General features: G+C 46.7%; 3 protein-coding genes. 1 reads left to right on the forward strand and 2 read right to left on the reverse strand.

Translation table 11 applies throughout. From position 1 onward, the window contains the following. Positions 1-3: 3 nt before the first annotated feature. Complete coding sequence (locus AC5WJX_RS09575; protein WP_494484328.1) at positions 4-23,583, reverse strand: choice-of-anchor Q domain-containing protein; 23,580 nt, start codon at positions 23,581-23,583, stop codon at positions 4-6. Between the two features lie 453 nt (positions 23,584-24,036). Between AC5WJX_RS09575 and AC5WJX_RS09580 the strand changes: the two genes are divergently transcribed. Beyond that, positions 24,037-24,732, forward strand: coding sequence for an SOS response-associated peptidase (locus AC5WJX_RS09580; RefSeq protein ID WP_494484329.1), 696 nt, complete (start codon positions 24,037-24,039; stop codon positions 24,730-24,732). 27 nt (positions 24,733-24,759) lie between these two features. Here AC5WJX_RS09580 and AC5WJX_RS09585 read toward each other — a convergent pair whose 3' ends face one another. After that, positions 24,760-26,160, reverse strand: a complete 1,401-nt coding sequence (locus AC5WJX_RS09585) for a DNA/RNA non-specific endonuclease (RefSeq protein ID WP_494484330.1) — start codon at positions 26,158-26,160, stop codon at positions 24,760-24,762. Positions 26,161-26,401: the final 241 nt, after the last annotated feature.

Below are 26,401 nucleotides of genomic sequence, written 5' to 3' on the forward strand. Positions count from 1 at the left end.
TCTTTATTTCTTAATCGTTTCCACCGAACCCTCTTCGGTAATTCTAAACACCACTTCGTTGCCATAGCTTACACCTGCTTGATTGATCGCGAAGGCCTTTACATGGTATTCTACGCCCACAATCAATCCACCCACAAGCACATGGCTGTCACCCGGGGTAGCAACATTAACTCTTGTATCTGCAATTGATGGATTTGAATCTGTGCTCCAGCAAACGCCACTTCCTGTAATCGCTGCACCACCTTTATTGAGTATTGTTATTCCTATGCTCACCTCGGTTTCATTTTTTAACGTTACCGCAGCAGTGTTCAGCAAGGCTTTCTTCAACGGTCCATACCCATACCAGTCGCTGAGCTTAAATGGTGCGGTCTTTCTGGTAAGATGACTGTTTTTGTTTAGTAGCGAAAGCGAAAACGGTGCTGCACGTTCTGCGGCACTCAATTCGTTTAAGTTTAACATGTAGTCCGCTATGGTACGCATGCTAAGCCCGCCCGAGTCAGGCAGTGAAGGTATCGTCCAGTCCGCATATAGAGTCATGGACTCGGTGATCGCATTGTCGAAATCAAATACTGTTTCCATACGCTGGTCGCTGAACCAGGTATAAAAGACCATTCCAGCTTTAGTTGTATTTACCATTGGCAGTTTAGTACCATCGGCCACTTGCACTGCAGCCAGAGCCGTTCCACCCATAGTTTCAAAGGTCACCGTATGGTTTAGATTGCTCACCCTTAGCAGCCCCGGTGCAAAGGTAAATTCATAGTTGTCAGCTTGCAGGGTCCCAGTGCTCAATGCTATCGGATATTCTCCCGCTGGGCTGCTTAAGTTTACACTTGTAGTGAAAGCCGGTTCCCCCTGCAACGTTCCCGCTGCGCGCTCCGTAGTATCTGTTTCACCGTATTTAAATCCACTGATCTGGTAGCTGAACTTTGGATTCTCTTTTCCGAAGTATCTCGCTAAGGTATCTCCCGAAAGGGTTAGCATTGCCTTGTTGATTTTGAAAGTCTGTTGTACTTCAACCGGAGCAAAAAAGGCGTTACCAGCCTGTGAAACCTTTAACACGACATCACCTGCACCTTCAATCGTCGCAAGGGTACCATTGAGATCGAGCTTGCCATCAAGCAGTTCAAACGTCAGGGGCAATCCGGAAGAAACCGTAGCGATCAAGGCAAATGGTTCATCACCGTAGTTTTTATCCGCTATAGGCGGGAAAGTGATGGACTGTGCAGCCTTTTCGATAATGATCTTAACTTTTGCCACTTGGTCAGTGGTATTAAAAGTATTTTCTGATAAGGCAAGCGCACCTGTAAGATCCAGCTCCCCAATCAGAGCTGCCGTATATGCTGCCTGATCCCAGTCGATGTTTAAAAACGCCTTTGTCCCATCATTATAAGTTACCTGTACTGCAGTTGGCAATTTCAGATCCGCAAATGGAGTTCCATAGGTAACCGTTACCGGTGCGATCTCCTCAACCGTCAGCAGATCTTTCCAAAGTGTTACCTGGATCTGCGCCTGCAGGTTTAATGCATTTCCTACATCATCAGTCAACTGAACTTCTCCATGAAGCAGCTGAGGACTTAAACTGCTATCGTCGTATTCTGCTTCATCCCATAAAACCGGAAGGTTGGCAGTGGTTTGATCGTCAAAGGTCACCATCACAGTTGACGGTAAGTCTAGTGTTGAGAAGGATTTACCAAACACGTCTATTAAGTCAGCAAGTTTCTCTATAGCAACCACGTTTTTATTATCGATGATCACCTCTACTTTCGCGGTAATATCATCAGGGTTTTCAGCCTTCCCCTCCATGTCAAGTAGTCCTGTGAAATTATAACTTCCAGGATTCTTGCCGTCGAACAATGGTGATTCCCAATTTACAACTACGCTGCCCGTAGAACCATCGCTGAAAATCGCGTTTAGCGATGTACCAAGCTTAGCAAGCACCTGGGCCTCCGTGGTACCATATGGAAAGTGTAAAGGGGTATTCACCAGAATAGAATCCAACACGAGCAGCTTAGGCAGCACGGTAACTTTAATCGCGGTAGACTTATTATCTTTATTTTCATCCGGCATTCCAGGGATCAACCGGCCAGGCAGTATATAATCTCCCGCAAGCATTCCATTATACGACTGCCCATCCCATTCTACTTGTAAAGACTCCTGTTCGTTGTTGTTGTAGGTCACCAAAACAGTATCAGGCAACATCAATGTTCCGAAGGTCGTTCCGTAAGGAACAGTTAAAGCAATTGGATCCGCTACAGCAACAATATAGCGCTGAGCCACATTCACGTAAATTACTGCCTTCAAAGAATCAGGATTCTCTGTCAACATAGGCATTTCGACTTCAGCATTAAACTCGTACACACCTGGGTTTGTCGGGTCATATGCTGCATTCTCCCAAGTCGTAATATTGAGCTGCATGGTACTGCCATCATCGAACAGGCCGGTTACGGTGTTAGGAAGCGATAGTGCTGTCACGAGCGTTCCATAACTAACCTCAGTGGTGTCCTTTGTGATAGACATAAGCTTTCTGATCCGCTCTGCGACTGTAACGTTGACCGTCGGCTGTAACCCTTTCGGATTATCAGCATCATCAGAAATGACCATGGTTCCTTGAAGGGTATACGATCCGCTGGTTGAGCCATCGTAGCTGCCTTTACTCCATGTTACCGAAAGCAGGGCCTCCGAGTCATCATTGTAAGTAACCTTGATAGCTTCCGGTAAGGTCAGTGCATCAAAATCGGTGTTGTAATCCACCGTGATCCCCGGAAAGGCCTCTATGCTTTCAATTTGTTTACGCGCGACCACTACCACAACTTGCGCCTTCAGATCATTGGTATTCAATAAGCCTTGAGGCACGACGATATCCGCTTCAAAAAGATAAGCACCCGCTACATCGCCATTATAAAGCGCAGACCTGAAGGAAGTGTCCTGTACAGTGATATCCATTTGAGTATCATCGTCAAGTGTCGCTTTGCTGATAAAAGGAAAAATTATGTTTTCTATTGAAGTGCCAAATGGGACACTAATGGTATCTGTAGCTAAAGAAACAATAACTTTCTCCCTTGCTGATACGACAACTACGATCGTTGGGTTAATTGGCTTAGGGTTCTCGACCTCATCCGTTAAGGTAAAGTTTCCATTTAACACATACGATCCCGGCATGGTCCCATTATAAGAAGAGAGATCCCAGCTTACCTCTAAATCTTCATTGCCGCCATCTTCAAACTGAGCATTCAGCTGCCCTGGCAGGGTAACAGCTTGGGCACTCGTGCCAAAAACAACGGTAATGGTATCCGGGTTGGTGTAGTTAGCAATGAGGTGTTTGCCCACAGTAACATTTAACACTGGTACTACCTCGTCCGGGTTAAGGATGTCTTCAGGAAGTTGTAAAACCCCTTGCAATTTATACACGCCAGGTAGATCATCAATATAATCACCTTCTTCCCAGATCACGTTCAGCTTACCTGTGGTGCCATTATCGAAAGTTACGTTTACCTGAGCCGGCAACGATGACTGGGCTGCGTTGAAACTCGTACCGAAAGGCACAAGGGCTGTGCTTTCCTCTACATTCACTACTTCAAGTGGTTTCGGCCCTACAGTCACGCTGATCGTTGCGGTCAAGCTATCCGGGTTGTCAATATCGTCACCGCTAACCAGTGTTCCTTTAAATTCATATACTCCTGAAATTTGTGCGTTGTAGGTGGTAGAACTCCAGACAACACCTTCGGTACCTGCAGACTGATCGTTGTAGGTCACCTGTACAGTTTCTGGGAATGGAATGTCTTCCGTTGGTGTTCCATATTTCACAGAAATACTTTCGGGATTTTGGACTTTAACAACCTTTTTATTGGCAACCTGTATGTTGATTTCCGCAGCTATTGCGTCTTTATTTACAACACCAGGGATAAGTTCCGGAATACCAGAAAAGGTGTAAACATCAGGGCTAGTGGAATCATAACCCTCGGTGTCCCATGACACCTTGAGGCTGCCGGTGCTACCATCATCATAATTGACGATCACTGCTGCGCTCAATTCAGGAATTGCAGACAGCAAGGTACCATAGCTTACCCTAACCGTATCCAGCAGGGCGATACTTACAATGTTTCTTGGTTTTGGAAGTACCGTAAGTGTCAGCTGTGCCTTAACGTTGTTCTTATTGTCAATGCTCTCGTTGTGAAGCAGGATTCCTGTAAGGATATAGTCGCCACTTTTCTGCTTGTTATAGCTTCCGGGTTCCCAGGCTATGCCTACCGTATCCTGGCTTCCATCATCGAAATTCACCTTTACCGTTTCTGGCAGTTCTACTTCGTCAAAAGGCGTATCAAACGCCGTACTGGCCACATAGGTTCCCTGTACAGAAAGGATATTCTTACGAATGATAACCTTATTGTTTGCAGATAACAGGTTTGTGTTGGATATAAGATCCTTCAGCTGTAGTGATCCGGCCAGTTCATATTCCCCACCTTTGTCTTGGATGTAAGGCGTTCGGTCCCAATCCACGTTTAGGTATCCTGTCGTCTGATCATGATAGGTTACCCGGACTGATGTCGGTAAAGGTAAATTAACTGCTGGGGTATTCAGATCGACCGTAACATCCGCGAGATCCTCGACTGCGATAATATTGAGTTGAGCATAAACATCTACACTTGCTTCAAATCCTGCAGGATTAGCATGTTCCTCCTTGATACCCAAGGTAGCGTAGAGTCGATATACCCCTAACTTCGGACTGTAATTTCCGATGTTCCAGGTTAAGTTTAACATCTCTTTGGTAATTCCATCATCGTAGGTAACCTGAGCCTGTTTAGGCAACAATGGCAATAGGTCTGCAAAGGAGGTTCCAGCCAATACCTTTACCGGCGCAAGTGGCGCAACAGCGATGATGTACGGATAAATTGGTGTAATCACTGCAACTTTCGCGGTTGCTGTGAGATTGTTCCTGTTTACTTCCATATCAGGAACTGTTATTATACCTGTAAGATCATATATACCTTCCGTATTACCATCATAGTTCCCCGGCTGCCAGATCACCGGGAACATGGCATGGCTGTTATCGCTCATGATTACTTCTACCTGTGTGACCAGATTTAGCTGCTCGAAAGGTGTTCCGGTGTCTTTTTTCACAGGAACAGGATATGGTTTTAAAACTTCAATGATGTACGGTAACCTTGGATTTACTTTCATCTTTACCTGCAGGGAACCGCAAACATCAGCACCCTGAACGGCTAACGTAAATTCATAGTCGCCAGCAACCGTTGGTTCACCGGAGATCAGTCCAGTACTGCTTATGCCTAATCCATCAGGCAGTAAACCCTGGCTCAAGAAATAAGTATATGATCCAGATTCTTTCAGCGCTAGCTGATGACTATAACTTGTCCACTGATCGGCTGCAGGAAGTTCTTGTTCTGCATTTTCCAGATATACACCCTGGAACTCATAAGCCCCAAGATCAACTGAGTTGTGTTTTATCCTGTCGTTACCTGCAAGGTCCTTTGTAATGCCGGCAATTTTAGTGTTATCACCCATGTTAATTACAGGTGAGCAAGGTGCCAATGAAAGATCATCTGCGGCAGCATTGGCCAGTTGAGGATCCTTCGTTGCAATTTTCGTCCCTGTAACATACCCGTTTTGCACGGTACTTGTTGAAACCAGAATGCCGGCATTAAGCTGATCCGGAACTGCATTCCCGCGTGTGTTACCCCAGAAGATGCTGTTCGCAACGTTTACAGTTCCTGTATTCCGATATAAGGCCCCGCCGAATTTGGTGGTTGATGAGGTATTAACATAAGTAGAACTATTGTTGCTGAATGTTGCATTGATTAGGTTTGTCGTTCCCGAATGATGATAATACGCACCTGCACGATAACCGTTCGTTGTCGTTCTGTTCCGGCTAAATGCCACATTGTTCAGGTTAAACGTACCAGAGTAATGGTAAATAGCCCCACCATGTTGTGCGGCACTGTTACCCACAAACAATCCACCCGTTATGGTAGGTTTACCATTGGTAGCGTTGTAAAATGCAGCTCCGCTGGCCGTCGCAATATTGTTTCTAAATACCACGTCTGTCATCTGCATTGCAGCGGTGATGTGGTACATACCAGCGCCTTGACTTGCTTTATTACTGATGAATTTAATATTTCTGAAGTCGGCTGCAGCATTGTTGTATATCCCACCGCCGGACCTTGTTACCGTATTATTTTCGAGGGTGATGTTATGGAAAGTTGCAGCTCCACTGTTAAAGATTCCACCACCAGTATAATAGGCGGTATTATCTTTTACCCAGAGGTTTTTAAAGACGACTTTTCCAAGCGCGTTATATATACCGCCACCATTATAAACATCCGAGGTGCTGTTACCCGTGGCTGTTTTACCTCCTGATATGGTAAATCCATCCAGTACCGTTTCAGCGGTTAAGGCTAGCTTGTTAAACACCACGTGGTAGCTACGGTTCGCACCACTAAGGATCGTTTCATTAGTGGTCATGATGGCCGTTGAATCCCGGTCGGCCAGGTCTTTCTCCGTACCTGCAAAACCGCCGTAGATCTTAACCCCCTCTTTTAAGGTGAAGTAGTTGTTAGCCTTCAAACCAGGCAGGTATGTACCCTTAGCCACGAAGATCGTATCTCCCGCCTTTGCGGAACTAAGCCCCTTTTGCAGGTCCAGGAAGGCATGCGCCCAGCTGGCACTGTTGTTCATGCCTGAAGTTGCGGCCTGGTTTACGTAGATTCTCACCTTTCCATTGCCAGCTTTTACTTCAAAGGTGTACAGTCTGTTTCCACATAAAGTACCATCGCTGGCTGTGATATTGAAAGTGTACAAACCTTCATTAACCGGCCTTCCGGTCAACTGCCCAGAAGAGCTAAGGAGAAGTCCGTCCGGCAGGGAACCATAGCTTACCGCGTAAGTATATTGCCCGGAACCACCCGAAGACACCAGTTGGTGTTCATAAATCACCCCCCTTGAACCTTCGGGCAATATTGCAGGACCGACAATGATGCGATCCTGCTGATTTTCATAAGCACCCAGATCTACAATTTCAGCCTTGATCCTTGGCTGTCCGGAAAGATCTTTCAGGATCGCTGTAGAAAGGGAATTATCACCCATATTGATCGCCGGAGAACATGCCGACAGGGAAAGATCATCTTCATCGCTCAGGTTGAACATTGGGTCTGCATCTAAGATTACCTTTCCTGCTGCATAACCGCCGCGAATCAGGGTATTCACCGCTTTGATATTCAAGTTAAGCTCGTCTACTACCCCATTGCCACGGTTATTACCCCAAACAATACTGTTATGAAGATTCAATGTTCCTGCATTTCTGTAAATGGCTCCGCCATACTTGTTCTGGCTAGCATTGACGTAAGCAATACTGTTGTTGCTCATGGTTACGTTCACCAGGTTCGCGGTGCCGGTATAATGATACATTGCACCACCATAATAGGCAGCCGTACTGGTGACCTTATTACGGCTGAATTTCGCCCCATTGATCGTCAGCGTTGATGACCACTGGTATAAGCCACCCCCATGCTGCGTTGCTGTGTTTCCAGTAAATACCGCATCATTTAGGGTAACCTTGCCAGAATAACTGTACAAACCGCCGCCAAGGGTCGCCTTATTATCTTTAAACACAACATCATTCATCGATACTGCAGCCGTGGCTTGATACATTCCACCACCATAAGCCGCGGTATTGTTGATGAACTTCAGCCCACGAAGTGTGGCTGCACCAATGTTGTATAGTCCACCACCATACCGGTAGGAACCTGCACTGCTCAACGTTCCATTGTTCTCAAAAATGATATTGCTGAGTTGCCCGGTTCCGCCGTTGTACATACCACCTCCATAAGTGTTGGAGTTGTTATTCTTGATCCAGAGCTGGTTGAAGGTTGCCGCACCCGTTCTGTTGTAAATACCGGCGCCGATATAAGCTTCTGAAGTGCTTGTACCAGTAGGAACTGATCGTCCATCACTTACACTAAATCCATCAAGTACCGTGGCAGCTGTCAGTGCAGCACTATTGTAAATCACGTGCCTGCTGGTATTATTCCCTGTCAGGATCGTTTCATTATCCGTTCTGATTTTTAGAGAGTCCCTATCACTAAGCGTCGACTCGGTAGCTGCAAAACCGCCGTAAAGTTTAACGCCCTCCTTAAGGGTAAAATAGGAAGTCACCAACGCCCCCGGACTGTATGTGCCTTTTGCCACCCATATTTGGTCTCCTGGCAGGGAAACCTTAAGTGCATTCTGCAAATCGAGGTAGGCATTCTCCCAGGTACTACCATTGTTCTGACCGCCTGTTGCTGCTTGATTTACCAAGATTCGAACAACACCTGTACCTGCAACGACATCCATGTTGTAAACACGATTTCCGCATAGGGTTCCATCAGAAATGTTAACCACGAACGTGTAACTGCCAAGTACAATTGGATTGCCGGTAATGAGTCCTGAGGCATCCATTGATAAGCCGTCAGGGAGCTTACCAGAAATCACTTTGAAGCTGTAATTACCATTTCCGCCAGTTCCTTGTAGCTGCTGGTTAAATGCCGCACCACGGGGCACCTGTGGCAGGATGGCAGGCGTTAAACTTATCACTTGCCCCTGGTATTCCATCGCCCCAAGATCAACCACTTCAGACTGAAGTCTTGTGTTTCCAATTCTGTCTAAGGTCCCGCCGATAACAAGATTATTATCTCCGGTGTTTATTGCCGGAGAGCAGTTGGTAAGTGCAAGATTATCTCGGTCAGCATCCACAAACGCCGGATCTGCATTCAGAATATTCAGTCCCGTAGGATAGCCTCCGCCAATGAGCGTATTACTTGCCTTGATGTTTAAATTAAGTTGATCGGCAATTCCGCTTCCACGGCTATTTCCCCACAGAATACTGTTGTTTAATAGCACTGTTCCGGAGTTCCTGTACAAGGCACCGCCATAATTCACTGTACCGGTTTTATAATAACCAATACTATTTTTACTGAAAGTAGTGTTGCTTAAGGTTGCTGTTCCCGAGTATACATACACGGCGCCTCCATAATACGCTGAGGTGCTGCTGACGGTGTTCCGGCTGAAGATGGTGTTGCTGATATTCAGCGTTGCACTGCTTCTGATGGCACCACCGTGTTGTACCGCGGTATTGTTGAGGAAGGAGGCGCGATCTATATTTAGTGTTCCCGCAGCGAAGATTGCTCCACCTGCAGCGGTCGCGCTGTTGCCGCTGAAGTTAACATTCGTTAATGTTGCCGTTCCATTTGCAAGGTATAAAGCCCCGCCGTTTGTCGCCTTACTTCCATCAAAACTTGCATTAGTCAAGTTAGTGATAGCACCTGAATTGACATAGATGGCGCCACCCTGACCATTGGTGACGGTGTTATCTTCAAATATCACGTCGTTCAACTCAGAAAGACCAGTACTAAACATCGCCGCCCCATAACCTGGGTAGCTTGAGCTCTCAATAATTCTGTTACTTCGGAATACGCCTTTGTTAATTTTAAAACCTTTAACATTATACACCGCAGAACCACGTGCATAATAGCCGGTAGACCGGTTACCACTAAAAATTATATCGGTATAAGTAGCGTCGCCGCTGTGATACAATCCGGCTCCGTATACACCAAGGTTATTCTTGATCCATAGGTTACGGAATGTTACGGCACCCAGCGAGTTGTAGATACCACCTCCATAATAGTTCACGCTGTTATTTGAAGTATTTACAACGGATCCTCCACCTTGAATGCTAAAACCATCCAGTACGGTTGCATTGGATAAAGCGGCATTATTGTACACCACATGGTAACTTGCAACGCCCAGACTACCATCCAGAATAGACTCCTGCGTAGTCCTGATCTTTGAGGTATCCCGGTGTTCGAGACTGCTCTCTGTACCTGCAAAACCACCATACATTTTCAATCCCTCCTTTAGTTTGAACGTCGAGGTTGCAAGTGGTCCTGTGTAGTAGGTCCCTTTAGCTACCCATATTTCGTCTCCGGCACTTGCCAGATCTAAAGCCGTCTGCAGGTCTTTGAAGGCATTTGTCCAATCGCTACCATTGTCAGCACCTGTTGCGTTCTGACGCACATACATCCTGCCGACCCCATTTTGAACCGTCACTTTGTACTGCCTGTTGCCACTTAAGGTTCCGTCTGTAGCACCAACGACAAAAGTATAGGTACCGACAAGATTGGGAACACCGGTAAGCTTTCCATCGGCAGACATTAATACGCCTGGTGGAAGTTTCCCTGCCTGAAGGCTCCAGGTAACCGGTAGATTTGTTCCGGTGTAGCTGAATGGAAGATCTACAGCCGTTCCTCTGGTTAACGCTTCGATCGTAACCGGAGTAATTACAAGTCTATCCGTACGCTCATTTTCATAAGCACCTAGATCAATTGTGTTGTTGATGATCCTTGCGCTGCCGGCTAAATCCTTATCATAAGCTTGCCAACTGTTCTCGCCGCCATCGATAGCCAATGAACCGCCCTGAAGTTGCAGGTTATCCCCCGCAGCATCCAGGAATAAAGGATCTCCAATTTTCACATCTGTTCCGGTGGCATAGTCATGCTGTACAATGGTATTGCCTACCACGATCCCGGCATTAAGCTGGTCTGCAATGGTTCCCATTCTGGTGTTACCCCAAAGTATACTGTTGTGTATCGTAACCGTACCTGAATTCCGGTAAAGCGCGCCGCCATAACTTAGCGTGGCAGTGCCTTTCACATAGCCAATATTGTTCTTGCTAAAACTGCTGTTGTTGATCAGCACGTCATTGGAGCTGATGTAAATAGCACCACCATAATATGCGCCAGTGGAAGTCACTTCATTGCGACTAAAAATACTGTTGTCAATCTTCAGGTTACTGTTCGACCAAATCGCTCCACCATGCTGCAGGGCGGTGTTATGAATGAACGATGCCCGGTTAAGCATCAATACACCACTTGCGTAAATTGCACCACCTGTAGTCGCCGTATTTTCTGAGAAGGTCACATCCTCAAGTACCGGACTTCCACTAGCGACGAACAATGCACCACCTGTTGTAGCTTTGTTTCCGGTAAATGCGCCTTTTTTGATATTAATTATAGCACTGGAATTGCTGTAGATGGCAGCACCTTGTCCATTTAAAATCGTGTTGTTATTAAATTCAACTTCAGAAAGATCCAGAAGACCTGTAGTAAAGATTCCTGCTCCATAACCAGGATAACTACTGGACTCCAAAATTTTGTTGTTTTCAAAAATTCCGTTAACCAACTTAAAGCCCTTGGCATTGTAAACTGCCGCACCTCTGGCATTGGTTCCTTTCGCCTGGTTATTGCTGAACAATAAGTTTGTATATGCCGCATCTCCATTGTGATAGATACCCCCACCGTAGGTTCCAATATTGTTCTTAATCCACAAATTCCTGAACTGCACTGCACCCAGGCTATTGTAAATACCGCCACCCTGATAATTGTTACCGCTCATCAGTGTTGCACTACCACCCTGAATACTGAAGCCATCAAGCACTGTAGCATCGCTTAATGCCAGCGTGTTCGAAACAACATGGTAGCTCGCTACACCCTGGCTGCCATCCAGTATGGTTTCATTCACCGTACGTAAGTCCGCGATATTCCTATCGGAAAGCGCCGCTTCTGTTCCGGCAAAGCCACCGAATATCTTTACACCTTCTTTTAATCTGAATGTTGAAGTTGCCAGTGGTCCCGAATAGTAGGTGCCTTTTGCAACCCAGATTTCATCTCCTGCTCCTGCAAGTTCTAAAGCATATTGTAGATCAGTAAAGGCGTTTACCCAGTTACTACCATTGTTTTCACCTGTTGCGGAAGCCTGAACAAACAGACGGCTGGCACCATTGGTAACTGTCACGGTGTATTGCTTGCTGCTTAGAAGCAGGCCGTCCGTAGCATTAATGACAAAGGTATAAGTACCCACTGCTGTAGGAACGCCTTTCAATCTTCCATCTTCTGAAAAGGATATACCCGAAGGTAGCTTACCCGTCTGCAAGGTCCATTTAACAAGCGCTGTATTGCCTGTTGCAAGTAATTGCAGATCCATGGCCGTCCCTCTCGCAATAGGATTGATCGCAGCCGGGCTGATTAATAACCGGCCCGTACCGTCTTGCTCGTAAGCACCTAGATCAACCTTCTCATTAACGACCCTGGGATTGCCAGACAAGTCTTTATCAAACACCTGCCAATTGTTATCCCCTGCATCAATCGCCAATGATCCTGCTTTCAGGCGCAGGTTATCTGCTCCTGCATCCTCAAATAAAGGATCTCCAATGATAATTCCCCTGCCCTCGGCATAGTTACCCTGAACAATGGAATTAGCGACAATATTGCCTGAATTTAGCTGATCCAGGATGTCATTACCGCGTTTATTGCCCCAAAAGATACTATTGTTGATCGTGGCCGTACCGCCTGATCGATACAGGGCAGCACCGTAACTTAAGCTGGCAGAACCTTTATTATACCCAATACTGTTGTTACTGAAACTCGTGTTATTGATCACTGCATTCCCGGAACTCAGGTAAATTGCGCCACCATAATAGGCTGCCACAGCGGTAATACTATTGCGACTAAAAATGGAGTTGTCAATCTTCATGGTGCTGGAAGACCATAGTGCGCCACCATGTTGGCCAGAGGTGTTGTTAATAAAAGAAGCCCTATTGATATTCACAACTCCTGCAGCATACATGGCGCCAGCGGTACCCGTAGACTTATTGTCCATGAACGAGACATCTGTAAAAGTGCTGGTGCCGTTTGTCAGATAGACAGCTGCCCCTGAAGTGGCCCTGTTACCGGTAAACTCCGCCTTACTGATGTCAACTACCGCACCCGAATTCGAATAAATTGCGCCACCCTGTCCATTGCTTATCAGGTTATTTTCGAACTTCACGTCGTTCAGCGTTAATGCGCCTGAGTTGAATATGGCTGCGCCATATGCAGTACCACTGCCGAATTCTACCAACGAGTTTTGCTGAAATAAACCCTTGGTCAAGTTGAAGCCCTTAGCATTGTAAACCGCAGCACCCCTTGCATTTGTTCCTTTCGACTGGTTATTGCTGAAGATGATGTCTGTATATGTTGCATCCCCAGAATGGTATAATCCACCGCCATAGGCTGCCACGTTATTTTTGATCCATAACTGTCGGAAGATCGCAGCACCGTTGGTATTGTAGATTCCACCGCCGTAGTAGCTGGCTCCCGTACTGTTTGTGGCCGCCCTTCCACCTTGAACACTGAAACCATCTAGTATGGTTGCACTTGTCAGTGCCGCGGTATTATACACCACGTGATAACTCAGGGTACCTTGACTACCATCAAGAATAGTCTCATTCAGCGAGCGTATATTATCCACATTCCTTTCGCTTAGGGATTCCTCTGATCCGGAAAACCCGCCGTACATCTTCACGCCCTCTTTTAAGGTGAAGTAAGAACTTGCCAGCGGACCAGTATAGTAGGTTCCCTTGGCCACCCAAATCTCATCTCCACTTTTGCTCTGCGCTAGTGCCACCTGAAGATCCCTGAAAGCATGCAACCAGCTACTACCATTATTATTCCCTGTGGCGGCCTGTCGAACATACAATCGTGATGGCCCATCGGTAATCACTACACTGAACTGCTTACTGCCGACAAATGTCCCATCTGTCACAGACACCACAAAAGTAAAAGCTCCAGGAACAGTAGGTCTGCCAGTTATTAGTCCATCGGCTGTTAACACCAGACCTGTCGGCAATGCGCCGGACTGCAAGGTCCAGGTATAGGTTCCACTACCGCCTGTTACAGTCATTTGGAAGTCCGGATCAAGGCCCCGCATAGAAGCTGGGAATACCACAGGCTGAATCTTCAGCCCATTTCCACCTAAACTTTCATACGCTCCAAGATCAATAACTTCATTGGTGATCCTTGGATTTCCAGCCAGATCTATGCTGGCAGTATTTCCTGAATTATCACCGGCATCAATCGCTGGTGATCCACCCTTCAGCTGTAGCGCATCTTGTTCCGCATTTGTAAACAAAGGATCACCAATAAAAATGTTAACGCCTGTTGCATATCCACCCTGAACGATCGAGTTACGAACATTCTGACCAGCATTAAGCTGGTCGGGTACCCCGTTCGCACGGGTATTACCCCAGAAAATACTGTTGTTTACGCTCGTTACGCCAGCAGAGCGGTATAATCCTGCACCACCGATGGTAGCTGTATGTGTGAACGCAATTGTATTATTGCTGAAAGTAACGTTATTCAAGTTGGTTGTAGCTGCCGAATACATACCACCGCCATAATAACCTGAGCCGGCACTTGTGACTGCATTTCTGCTGAAGATTACATTGACCAGGTTCGCCGTTCCGGAGCTATTGAACATTCCTCCTGCCTGCTGACCAGCAGTGTTGGCGATAAATGACGCACGTTCGATGTTTATGATACCCCCATTTTGGGAAAGTCCACCGGAGTTTACTTTAGCACTATTCCCACGGAAGGTCACGTCAGTCATCGTGATGTTTGCACTCAGATTGAAGAAACCACCTCCAATGGTGTTTGCCACGTTTCCTTCAAACAAGATCTTTTCATAGCTGGCTCCACCCCTGTTGTAGATACCCGCACCTCTTTCTGCTTTATTATTTACAACTTTCAGGTTGCTGAAAATCGCGTTTACCGATGCATAATTGTAGATACCCGCACCCCTGTTATTATCAGAGTCTGAACCTGCAAGTCCCTGACCTCCGCTGATGGTAAATCCATCTAATAATGTGGCATTACTTAATGCAATATTGTTGAAGATTACGTGTCTGCTGGCCACACCTTGACTACCATCAAGTACGGTCTCATTCAGGGTGTGCATACCAAGGATATCGCGGTCGCCAAGCGTTGCTTCGGTGCCAGCGAATCCGCCGTACATTTTTACGCCCTCTTTCATCGTGAACCAGCTTGTGGCAAGCAAACCGGGGCTGTAAGTACCTTTGGCGACCCAGATCTCATCGCCTGCCAGCGCTTTAATGATGGCTGTCTTTAAATCCGTATACCCGTTAACCCAGCTGCTGCCATCATTCCTGCCGGTAACAGCCGCAGCATTCACGAATAACTTAGTCGCAGCGGCCTCGATGGTAAGCGTATATTGTTTTCTACCCACAAGCGATCCATCGGTAACACCCACTACAAAAGTAAATGTTCCCGCTTCCAAGGGCCTGCCTTTTAATACGCCCGCCGAATCCAAGGTAAGCCCTGGGGGCAACAAGCCTGAAGTAACATTCCAAACAAGATCACCGGCAGCAGGCAGCACCGTAAACGGCAGCTCAATCAGGTCTCCACGCTTATAGTCCTGAAGACCTGCCGGGCTGATGTTCAGACTTGCGGTACCCTGATTTTCAAAGGCCCCCATGTCAACAACATCATTATATATCCTCGGATTTCCTTCAACATCGACTGATGTAGTTACTTTAGCATTGTCCCCCATGTCAATGCCCGGAGATCCGCCTTTTAAACGAAGGTTGTCTGTTGAAGCGTCCGTAAATAGCGGATTGCCAATGGCGATATTCGTTCCAGTAGCAAAGCCATTTTGTACATTACTCCGGTCGATGGTAACCACGCCCTGAATTTGATCGGATACGCCTTCTGCCCTGGTATTGCCCCAGAATATACTGTTGCTAATGACAACTGTACCGGCAGCACGGTACAAAGCGCCCCCACCTGCAGCAGTACGGGAAATGCTGTTATTGCTAAAGGTTACATTCGTCAGTGTTGCAGAGGTACCAGCATACATGGCCCCACCGTATGCCGCTGCAGTTGCTGCAGACACGATACGATTGCGGCTGAATACCACGTTAATCAACTTCGCTACACCGGTAGTCTGCAATGCTCCGGCATGTTGCACCGATTCATTATCAATAAAATACACCCGTTCAAAGACCGGAGTGCCGGCAGAGATTACCGCGCCACCAATTGCCCTGGCGCGGTTTGACCTAAAAGTAACATCCCTGAATTCGGGTGCGCCCGAATGAATATAAACTGCGCCACCATTAAGTGCCTGGTTCCCGATGAAACTAGTATTAGAGATCTTTACTGCTGCGCCGGTATTACTGTAGAATGCTCCACCATAGGCGTAACTTGTGCCGTTTGTGATGTTATTCTTAAAGGTGGAATTACTAATTGTAGCTGTACCGTTGTTGAAGATTGCGGCTCCATAAGTGCTGGATCCTGCGGAAATTTCATTTCCTTCAAAAAGGACCCTATCGATGTTAATGCCGCCGGTATGGTTATAGATCCCAGCACCTCGTCCAAGATTGCCAATGGTGCTGTTTGTAATAAATTTAGTATTGGTAAAAGTTGCCAGGCCTGACAATACAAATGCACCACCGCCATATAAAGCCGTGTTCCCGGTGATGACCAGGTTGTTAAATATTGGTCTTCCAAGACTCGTATATATGCCTGCCCCGTAATAGTTAGGGCTCAGATCACCTACATTGGAATTGCTGGTGCTGGTGGTGGTTAAGGTACGTCCTCCGGAAATGGTAAAACCATCCAGAATGGTTTCTGCAGTAACGGCAGTTGTACTGGAAACCACATGGTAACTGGAGACACCCTGGCTACCATCGAGAATACTTTTATTGGTGGTATGTATCAGACTGGTATCTCTTGCCGCAAGGTTTTCTTCAGTGCCCGCAAAACCACCGTAAATTTTCACGTTTTCCTTCAAGGAGAAGGTGGAAGTTGCAAGTAGCCCTGGACTATAACTGCCTTTGGCTACCCATATCTGATCTCCTGCCGTTGCCTGAGCAATTGCCAGTTGTAAATCCGTAAAAGCATTAGTCCAGCTGCTGCCATCCTTACCTCCTGTGGAAGCGCCCTCCCGTACATAGATGTTCGTTGCAGCCGGGCTCACCACAACGTTAAATTGTTTTGCACCGGCAAATTCGCCGTCAGTTACAGATATCACGAAAGTATAACTACCCGGGAACATGGCCCTCCCTGAAAGCAGTCCATCCGGACCGAGACTCAACCCGGTTGGCAAGGTTCCAGAAGTAACACTCCATTGCAGAGACGTGCCGCCCCCAGTAGCGCTAAACTGTATATTTGTATTTGTACCGCGGATTGTACCCGGCAAGGTTGCCGGGGTAATTTGTAAACTCTCGCCGCCTTGGTTTTCATAAGCACCCAGGTCAACCGTTCCATTAACAACCCTTGGTAAATTCGCCAGATCGAGCGCGGTTCCGCTCGCGGCGTTGTCACCCACATCTATCGCCGGAGATCCTGCTTTTAACCTGAGATTATCTACTGCAGCATCTGTGAACATCGGATTGCCGATGGAGATTTTCGTCCCGGAGGCGTAGCCATTTTCAACGATACTATTGCCAACTGCTGCCGCGCCCATGATTTGGTCGGACACACCATTGCCCCTCGTATTACCCCAGAAAATACTGTTGTTTATGGAAACAGAGCCAGTACGGTAATACAGTCCGGCTCCTGCGGTGGCGGTAGCATGGGTATAGGCACTAGTGTTATTACTGAATGTTGTATTGCTAATCACAGAAGTACCTGAATAATGATACATGCCGGCTCCATACCCGGAGGCTGAATTTGCAGTCGTATTATTCCTGCTGAACACAACATTGTCAAGCCTAACGGTTCCCGAGTTATAGAGACCTCCTCCGACGTTCGAAGAGGTATTGCTTAAAAAGGAAGCCCGGTTTAGCGTAAGTGTTCCGCTATTCATCATTCCGGCACCAGTGGAGGTCGAGGTATTATTTTTGAACACCAGATCTTCGGCATTTAGCCCCGAAGTGACGGTTAAACCGCCCCCGGTTCCTACGGAAATATTCCCATCGAACGTACTTCTTTTCAGATTTAGCATACCACTATTATGGTATAACCCACCGCCACTTGTACTGGCTCTATTGCTCAAAAAATTGAGGTTTTCTGTAGTCAGATCGGCTATTGCGTTGTACATTCCACCACCGTAAACGGCTTCATTTTCGACAAAAGTGATGTTCCGGATTATTGCGAAAGCATTACGGTTATACATACCACCCCCGTAGCCCTGGCCACCAGCAACGATGTTTTTTTCCAGACGAATGTTTTCGAAGGTAGATGGACCCAGGTTGTAAATACCCGCACCGTGTGTATAGGCATTATTGTTCTTAACCCAGAGATTTCTGAACACAGCTTCTCCAGCAGTATTATAAATACCGGCAGCACTGCTGGTTATAGCTGTCGTTCCTGTCACAGTTCTACCGCCCGAAATACTGAAGCCATCTACGACCGTCTGGTTTGTAGACTGCTCGGTGTTGGTTATTACGTGATAGCTTTTATTGTTACCCGAAAGAATGGTTTCATTAAGAGCGTACAACTTATTCGCATCTGCCACCCGCTCTGCTAAATCATTCTCCGTGCCGGCAAAGCCGCCATACCATTTTACGCCCGACTTCATATTGAAGGTGCTGGCCACATCCGGCCCCGGGAGGTATGTACCTTTCGCTACCCAGATCTCGTCACCCGCTAGTGCTAGGGCCAATGCGGGCTGCAAATCCGGAAAAGCATCTTTCCAACTTGCTCCAGTTGCTGCTCCTGCAGCATCTTGCTTAACATAGAAACGAACTGGTCCTGGTACGGCATCAATGGTGTACTGCTTACTTCCGATAAGTGTTGCATCTGAAACGGCAATCACGAAAGTATCACCGCCCGGAGTCGCTCTTGTTATCCGGCCCTGAATTCGACCGTCTGGACTAAGGGCTAATCCTAAAGGAAGTTCGCCGGATAAAACACTCCATGTATAAGGCGCTTTTCCGCCTGAAACCGCCAGTGGAATATCAACCAGTGCACCTCTGGTGATTGAACCAAGGGATGCCGGGCTAATCTTGAGTGATGCGCCGCCCTGATTTTCATAGGCGCCATGATCCACAATGGAATTGTAAATTCTGGGGTTACCTTCAAGATCCTGGCTGGTTCCAAGCGCGCCGTTATCACCTTTATCAATTGCGAGGGAACCCGTTTTTAGCGTCAGAACATCATTGTCCGGATCGGTGAATAAAGGATCTCCAACCAGAATGGCGGTCCCTGTGGCATAACCCTCTTCAATCGTGCTATTTGCAACAACGTTGACACCGGTATTCAGCTGGTCGGAAACTTCATTTCCGCGTTTGTTACCCCAGAATATACTGTTAGCCACATTTACTACACCTGCCGCGCGATATAAACCGCCACCAGCATTGGCAGCGATCTGCGCTACACTGTTATTACTGACGGTCGTATTTATGATATTGATGGTGCCGGTACCGATGTACATCCCACCACCATAATAAGCAGCCGTAGAGGTTACGGCATTGCGACTGAAAGCCAGGTTTGTAAAAGTGGAAGCAACATTACCACCCGTATAGATTGCCCCACCATGCTGTACCGAGGTATTAGCAATGAATCTTCCACGGTCAATAGTAAGCGCACCAGTACTTGAAATACCACCACCCGTCGTACCGGCACGGTTAGACCGGAAGGTCACATCTGTTAAGCTCGCTGCACCTGAGTGAGAAAATCCACCACCTAGCCCAGCAGACTCATTGCTTTCGAAAACAACATTATTCAAGATCAGACCAGTGCTGTTGTTTATCAGACCGCCGCCCGTGGAAGTCGCAGTATTGCGCTCAAAAGTTACATTGTTGAGGCTTACATTAGCTCCCGAGTTGTACATCCCCCCACCTTGAGCAGCCTGGTTATTGCGGAAGGTTACGTGATTTAATACTGCATTTGCGCCGCCATTGAACAAACCTCCCCCATACCGGTTAGAAAGCGAAGCGTTATTGTTCTCAAAAAGGACCTTTTCCATCCGGATCGCTGTCGCTAGATTGTACATTCCGGCACCCCGGGTTGATCCGGTATTATTTTTAATGATCAGGTTTTTGTAGGTCCCATTTACGGCAGCTGCAAGGATGTAAATTCCGCCTCCATAGGTGCCGGTAAGAGTAGTATTTGCGCCGGAAATGGTGAAGCCGTCTAGTAGTGTTTCAACCGACATCAAGGTCGTACTGGAGACTACGCGTTTGTTTATCAGGGAGCCATGAAGTTCTGAGTCGTTGATGCTGAATTTTCCATTTTCATCTGCTACACGTTGGGACAGGATCGTCTCTGTTCCGGCAAAGCCACCATATAATTTCACGCCCGACACCATGTTAAAGGTAGAATCTGCATGAAGAGCGGGTGTATAGACACCTTTTGCCACCCAGATTTCATCACCATCTCTGGCCATGCCAAGCGCTGACTGCAATTTCGTTAAACCATGGGTCCAGCTGGCACCGTTGTTTGCACCAGCGGCATCACCTTTAACATGCCAGCGAGCAGCGCCCTCATTCACCTGAAGATTATATTGTCTTGTCGCCATCGTTCCATTCTGAACGGCTTTAATGACAAAGGAAAAAGCGCCCGACTGCATTGGCACACCGCTAAGTTTTCCGGTTTGCTTGTCAAAGAGCAATCCCAGTGGGATTGTACCTGCAGTATGCTCCCAGGTAATGGCGCCAGTGTTTGCTGAGGTACTGAGCTGTTGGGTGTAAGCTGCACCCCGACGGGATACAGGCAGTGCGATTGGCAATATTGCCAAAGATTCGCCGCTGGCATTTAAATTTTCGTGAGCACCAAGATCAACAACGCCATTAATAATCCGGATATTTCCCCCTAGGTCATGCTGTGTACCGACATAAGCGTTGTTCCCGGCATCAATGGCTACGGAACCATTTTTCAAACGGAGATCATGCGTTAGTGGATTTTCGAATTCAGGGTCACCGATGAGATTGTCCGAACCATAAACATAACCATCTTGAATAAGGTTATTGGACAGGTTGGTTGCCGTTCCTCCAATTTGATCGGCGACGTCGTTGCCTCGTTTGTTGCCCCAAAAAATATTGTTGTAGATCCCGACCGCAGCTGGCGTTGCATATAAGCCCGCACCAACCGTTGCTGAACCGGGAGCCACAATGTAGTTCATCTTGTTATCGCTGAACGTACAGTTGGTAATAGTTGCAGTTCCATTGAAGTACATCCCGGCGCCGTTTGTTACCGTGCCAGATGATGCAGCTGTTATGCGGTTTGAACTAAATACAGAATTATTGATCGTTATAGTACCCGAACCATAAATACCAGCACCATGACTGATCGTACTGTTATTAATGAATGATGTCTGGTTAATGCTGATTGCACCAGTAGAATACAGTCCACCTCCTGTTGTTGCAGCATTCCCTTCAAAAAGAGCTTTGGTCATGGTGACACCAGCAGCATTGTTCCACATCCCGCCACCGTTTACGGCTTGGTTCCCCTTAAAAGTCACCTCCTGCAGGTCCAAATTAGCGCCGGTATTATAAAGTCCGCCACCACTTCTGCTAGATGTGACGATTATGTTATTTTCAAACAACAGATTCCGGAGGCGAATGCCGGCAGAAGCATTATACATACCTGCCCCATAAATGTTAGCGTTATTATTCTTGATTATAAGATTGCTATACGTTCCATTCGCAGCGGCGGCGGCAATATAAACACCAGCACCATATCCGCGGGTGCTGGTTGAACTAGCGGATCCAGCTGTGATCGTAAAGCCATCCAATGTTGATTCTACAGTTAGGGCAAGGGTGCTGGACACCACGTGGGCATTTACATTACTACCACTCAGAATGGATTCATTGATGGTATATCTTCCCTTTGCATCCGCAACGCGTTGACTTAACTCGGTTTCTGTACCAGCGAAGCCCCCGTAGATTTTTACGCCGGAAACCATATTAAAGGTAGAATCCAGGTGCTGAAAAGGCGCGTAGGTGCCTTTGGCAACCCAAATCTCATCACCACTTTTTGCGAGCTCCAGGGCAGACTGCAATCTGAGGTATGCGTTTGCCCATCCCGTACCCGTGTTTGTCCCGGAAGTAGAAGCGGCCCACACGTGTAACCTGGCCGGAGCAGCAATTACATTCATGGTGTACTGCCGACTGGTTGTTTGCCCCGATTTTGTTGCACGCAGCACAAAGGTATAGTCGCCGCTTACCATCGGAATTCCACTTAACACCCCTGTCTGGCTATTAAATTCGATTCCCGGAGGCAAGTTCCCATTGATTCGCTGGTAGGTTGCTGTCCCAGTCCCCGTTGTTGTTAGCTGTAGATGATAGGGTATTCCCCGGCTGATATTACCGATAGCCTTCGGTTCGAGTATGATGGACGCCGGGCCCCCGATCGGGTGTTCATAGGCGCCAAGATCCACTACACCATTGATCGTCCTGGTCGCACCAGTGACATCCTCGGCAAATTTAACCTGGGCATTTGTGCCGGCATCAATCGCTATAGATCCATTTTTAAGACGAAAATCATGATTCAGGGCATCTTCAAATTCCGGATCAGCGTCGATTGTATTTTCCGAATTTGCCATTCCGCCTTGAATGATATTATTGTATAAGCCCAGTCTTGTCGAAACATTAATTTGATCGAGCACCTCAGCACCGCGTTTATTATTCCAGAAAATGCTGTTATAAACATTAAAGGTCGTAACGGCGGAATAGAGCGCAGCGCCGTAGGAAGTTTCATTGTCTACTGCATAGGCGATGGAGTTGTTGCTGAAAGTTGAATTATATACATTTCCTGTACCCGAAGCAAAATGTATTCCCGCTCCGAGGTAGCCAGCATTTACAACGCTAATCACATTCTGGCTAAACACACTGTTACTTACGATAATCCCGGTTCCTGTTACACTGTATATACCTGCACCGCGCTGGCCGGCCACATTGCCGATAAACGATGCCCGGTTCATGGTGAAGGTACTGCCACTGTTATATACCCCTCCTCCGTTGGTAGTAACACTATGATTTTCGAACGTGACATCGGTAAGTGTGACATTGTTGGCTGTGTTGTAAAATCCCCCCCCCAAAGAGGCACCTTTATTGTTTCTAAAAACAAGTTTCTCGAAAGTTGCTCCCGCCGCCACATTGTAAATGCCCGCTCCTGCACTTAGGCGCTGAAGATTGTTATTCTCGACAAGTAAATTCTTAAATGCTGCGGAGGTTCCTCCATTGTAAATTGCCCCTCCGGCGTTTAAGGCCGTATTTTCTTTGAGCCAGATATTCTGGAATACTGCCGCACCACTGGACACATAGATTCCGGCGCCGATATAAGATGTGCCGAGAGACGTTGTAGTTCCACCAAGTGTTTGCCCGCCAGTTATAGTAAATCCGTCAAGTAAGGTAGTGTTGGTGTTTGCAGAAGTAACCACATGATAATTTACACCTTGCCCATGTAATATACTTTCATTCACCGTGAACAGATCGTTCCCCGCAACAAGGCGTTGGCTCAGTAGACTTTCATTCCCTGCAAAGCCTCCGTAGATCTTAACACCTGTTTTAAGGGTAAAGGTTCCGGAAGTTGTAGCCGCGGAAACATAGGTCCCTTTCGCAACCCAAATTTCATTGCCGCTTACAGATTTGGTGATCGCATCAGTCAGCGACGTAAAAGCATCCTGCCAGCTTGTACCAGTGCCAGACCCCGATGCAGAAGCATTTACATAATACCTGGTTTGAGCCTGAGTGCTGAAGGCAGCAGAAAAAATAAAAATTAGAAGTGTGAAAAAGCAGTTGAGAAAAATTCGGATCATGTTTTAAAAAGAGGTGCAGCAAGACTACTGGGATGGTCTTATATAGAGTAAATACAGGTGATTAAAATTGAGCGTACGAGGCATACAACTCAACATAGGTGGACTAGATCATCAGGACAGCATTCTTTTTTGATACATCATCTTCAGCATCAACTGTGAGATTCAAAGCATTTATGTAAACTTCTAAAGTAAACAGGAAGGGTATTTTGAGCATTATCATCTTCAATACGTAGCCGGCTCAACAAGTAAGCCTTATGTAATTTACTGCAAATATGGGGTTTTTCCCAGTAATTAACTCAACACTAATGACATCGACCGCAATAAATATGAGTATATCACGTACTTTACGCAGGATTTTTACGTTCCACTTGAGTTTCCGTCGAATAAATGTATTCAGCTATATTATCTTCAACATCCCAAAACTAAAAAGCCTTAAACTTGTAATTTGTCGAAATGTGCGCACGATATACACTAACCAGAGCTGAAAAAGAAATTCAAAAGCTGTACGAAGTACAGCTGAGAGAGGGCTTTGCACCGAATTACAATCTTGCCCCCACGCAAGAGGGATTGGTGATCACCGCAGATGAGCCGGGTATCGCACAAAAGATGCACTTTGGACTGGTGCCTTACTGGGCTGAAAGCACCAAACTCAATATCAGTACCTTAAATGCTAAAAGCGAGGAAGTTTTGGAAAAGAAAACCTACCGTCCGCTAATCCATAACCATAAAACTTGCCTGGTCCTTGCCGATGGATTTTATGAATGGGACAGAAAATCGGGCAAGTCTCTCCCCTATCGTTTTATTGTGAAAGACAGACCTGTGTTTGCATTTGCAGGGTTATGGAGTCAATGGAAAAGTGCTGATGGCTCAGTTATTTACCGCTCCTTTACCATCATGACTACCGCCGCGAATAAAACCGTTGGCAAGGTTCATGATCCTAAAAACAGGATGCCTGTAATTCTGCCTAAACACACGGAATCGGCTTGGCTTTCAAAAGACATCTCCCCTGCTGATCTGCTGAGCTTGTGTGTTCCTTATCCCGATGAAAATATGGATGCCTATCAGGTAAGTACTGCCGTTAATGCTGCGGCAGTTAAAGGTGTAATCAATAATAAACCCGAGTTGATGCTGCCCCTGAATAGTCAGTAGGCAGCATTATACCTTGAGTTTATAAATTTAATTTAAGGCGTCGACCTTTGTTTCAATGACATCTTGAACCGACTGCGGCAGATTAGAAAGCAAATTGTATCCAGTTGCTTTTTCGATATCACGAACCGATACGCGGTATCTTTTCCAATCTTTATCAACGGCATTGATGTTCGGCGTATTGACAGCGACCACTCTGGTTGTAGAAGTGATTCTGCTCAAATCGGCCTCACCTGCAGGTATAATTACGGCAATCTTCCAGACATTTGACGGCACCGCAATTTTACCACCCGCAATAGTTGCAGCACTGCCGTTGTTTCCTACACCGCCAGATCCATAGCTGCCCATGATCACATACACTTCGTTCCCTTCCAGCACTTTTGTACGCAGATAAGATTCTAACTGTTCCCAGGGGCCCTGATTATTTTGAGGTGCCTGAGGAATCATGTTTGTCATCAAGAAGGTCGCACTATTGGCCTCGGTAGAACTGGTACGATCTCCTGAAGGCACGTTGTGCCCTCTGTCAAAGCCAGAATTCTGATAACTCGTACTTTGAACAGCGAAGGCAGCTGATGGAAGACCTGAGAAAGCTGCAAAGTTATCTTGACGTTTAGCAACGCCTGTGATCGTAGTTGCATCTAAATGCCAGCTAACCCAGTTGGGCGTGCTGCGGGAAGTGCTATAGGATTCCACATAATAGCGCTGGTCCAGCAGATAATTCTCCGGAGTAAGTGTCGTAGCGTTGGATGGATTACCAAACAAGGAATTGCTATTATCGCCAGCAACCGGCTGCGCGTCAGGGCCTGCATTGATTCCCCTTGCAGCGCTTGGCGTTCCACCCGTTGACGTAGAATCTATGGGATCTGGCGCTGGTGTCTCTAATGAAATTCCAGGATCACCGGTGCCCTTAAAGGTAATATCATCGATATTGATCCTTGTTGTTCCAGCCTTTCTGAACTGAAAGCGTACTTTCGCATCCGTGGAGACCTTAAATGAATCCAGCTTTAAGGTGGTGTTGTCTTCAACAATGTCAGACCCCACCTGAGTGAAGGTTGATCCACCATCGGTAGACATTAATAACTGCCAGGTTGAGTTCGCATCTTTTCCAAACTTACCATGTTTAATATACAGCATATTGACACCAGCTACGTCAAAGTTCATGGTTAGCTTACCAGCTCTAAGTCTTACACTCTTTAGCCCATTTTTCAGGTCCGTATCTAAGTTACCGACCAGCGCATCGTCCAGATTCCAGGTTCCCGTTGGCATGCTCACTTCAGCTGCAACATAACTGGTTTTAGCAGCGGAATTCTCAAAATCTTCAATGATGGTATAAGTAACCGGGGGGAGGCCAGGTTCAAGATCCTGAGTGGTTTTCTTTGAACAGCCGGCAAGCACAACCAGGAGGTTGCAGAAAAGTAATAATTTTTTCATGGGGGATGATGTAAATAAATAGGGCTGCAAATATGAAGGTTCTATGTTAACTTCATATTAAAGTCTATATTATTTTGACGATTCACACCCGTTGAAATGTGCAACTTGCTTTTCCTTTCTTGACTTATCAGAAAATCTAAACGACCGATCATAGCCGGTTTATACCTGATGTTTGAGCTTGCCAAACCCTCTGAATTGTTTATTGAATCTTCAGTTTCGAAATAAAGGTGGATGGATTTTT

Source organism: Pedobacter sp. NEAU-ZC8, assembly GCF_059278965.1.

Excerpts from the sequence above, each read along its gene's own strand:
- AC5WJX_RS09575 (WP_494484328.1), bottom strand. The coding sequence starts at position 23,583 with ATGATCCGAATTTTTCTCAACTGCTTTTTCACACTTCTAATTTTTATT.
- AC5WJX_RS09580 (WP_494484329.1), top strand. The coding sequence starts at position 24,037 with ATGTGCGCACGATATACACTAACCAGAGCTGAAAAAGAAATTCAAAAG.
- AC5WJX_RS09585 (WP_494484330.1), bottom strand. The coding sequence starts at position 26,160 with ATGAAAAAATTATTACTTTTCTGCAACCTCCTGGTTGTGCTTGCCGGC.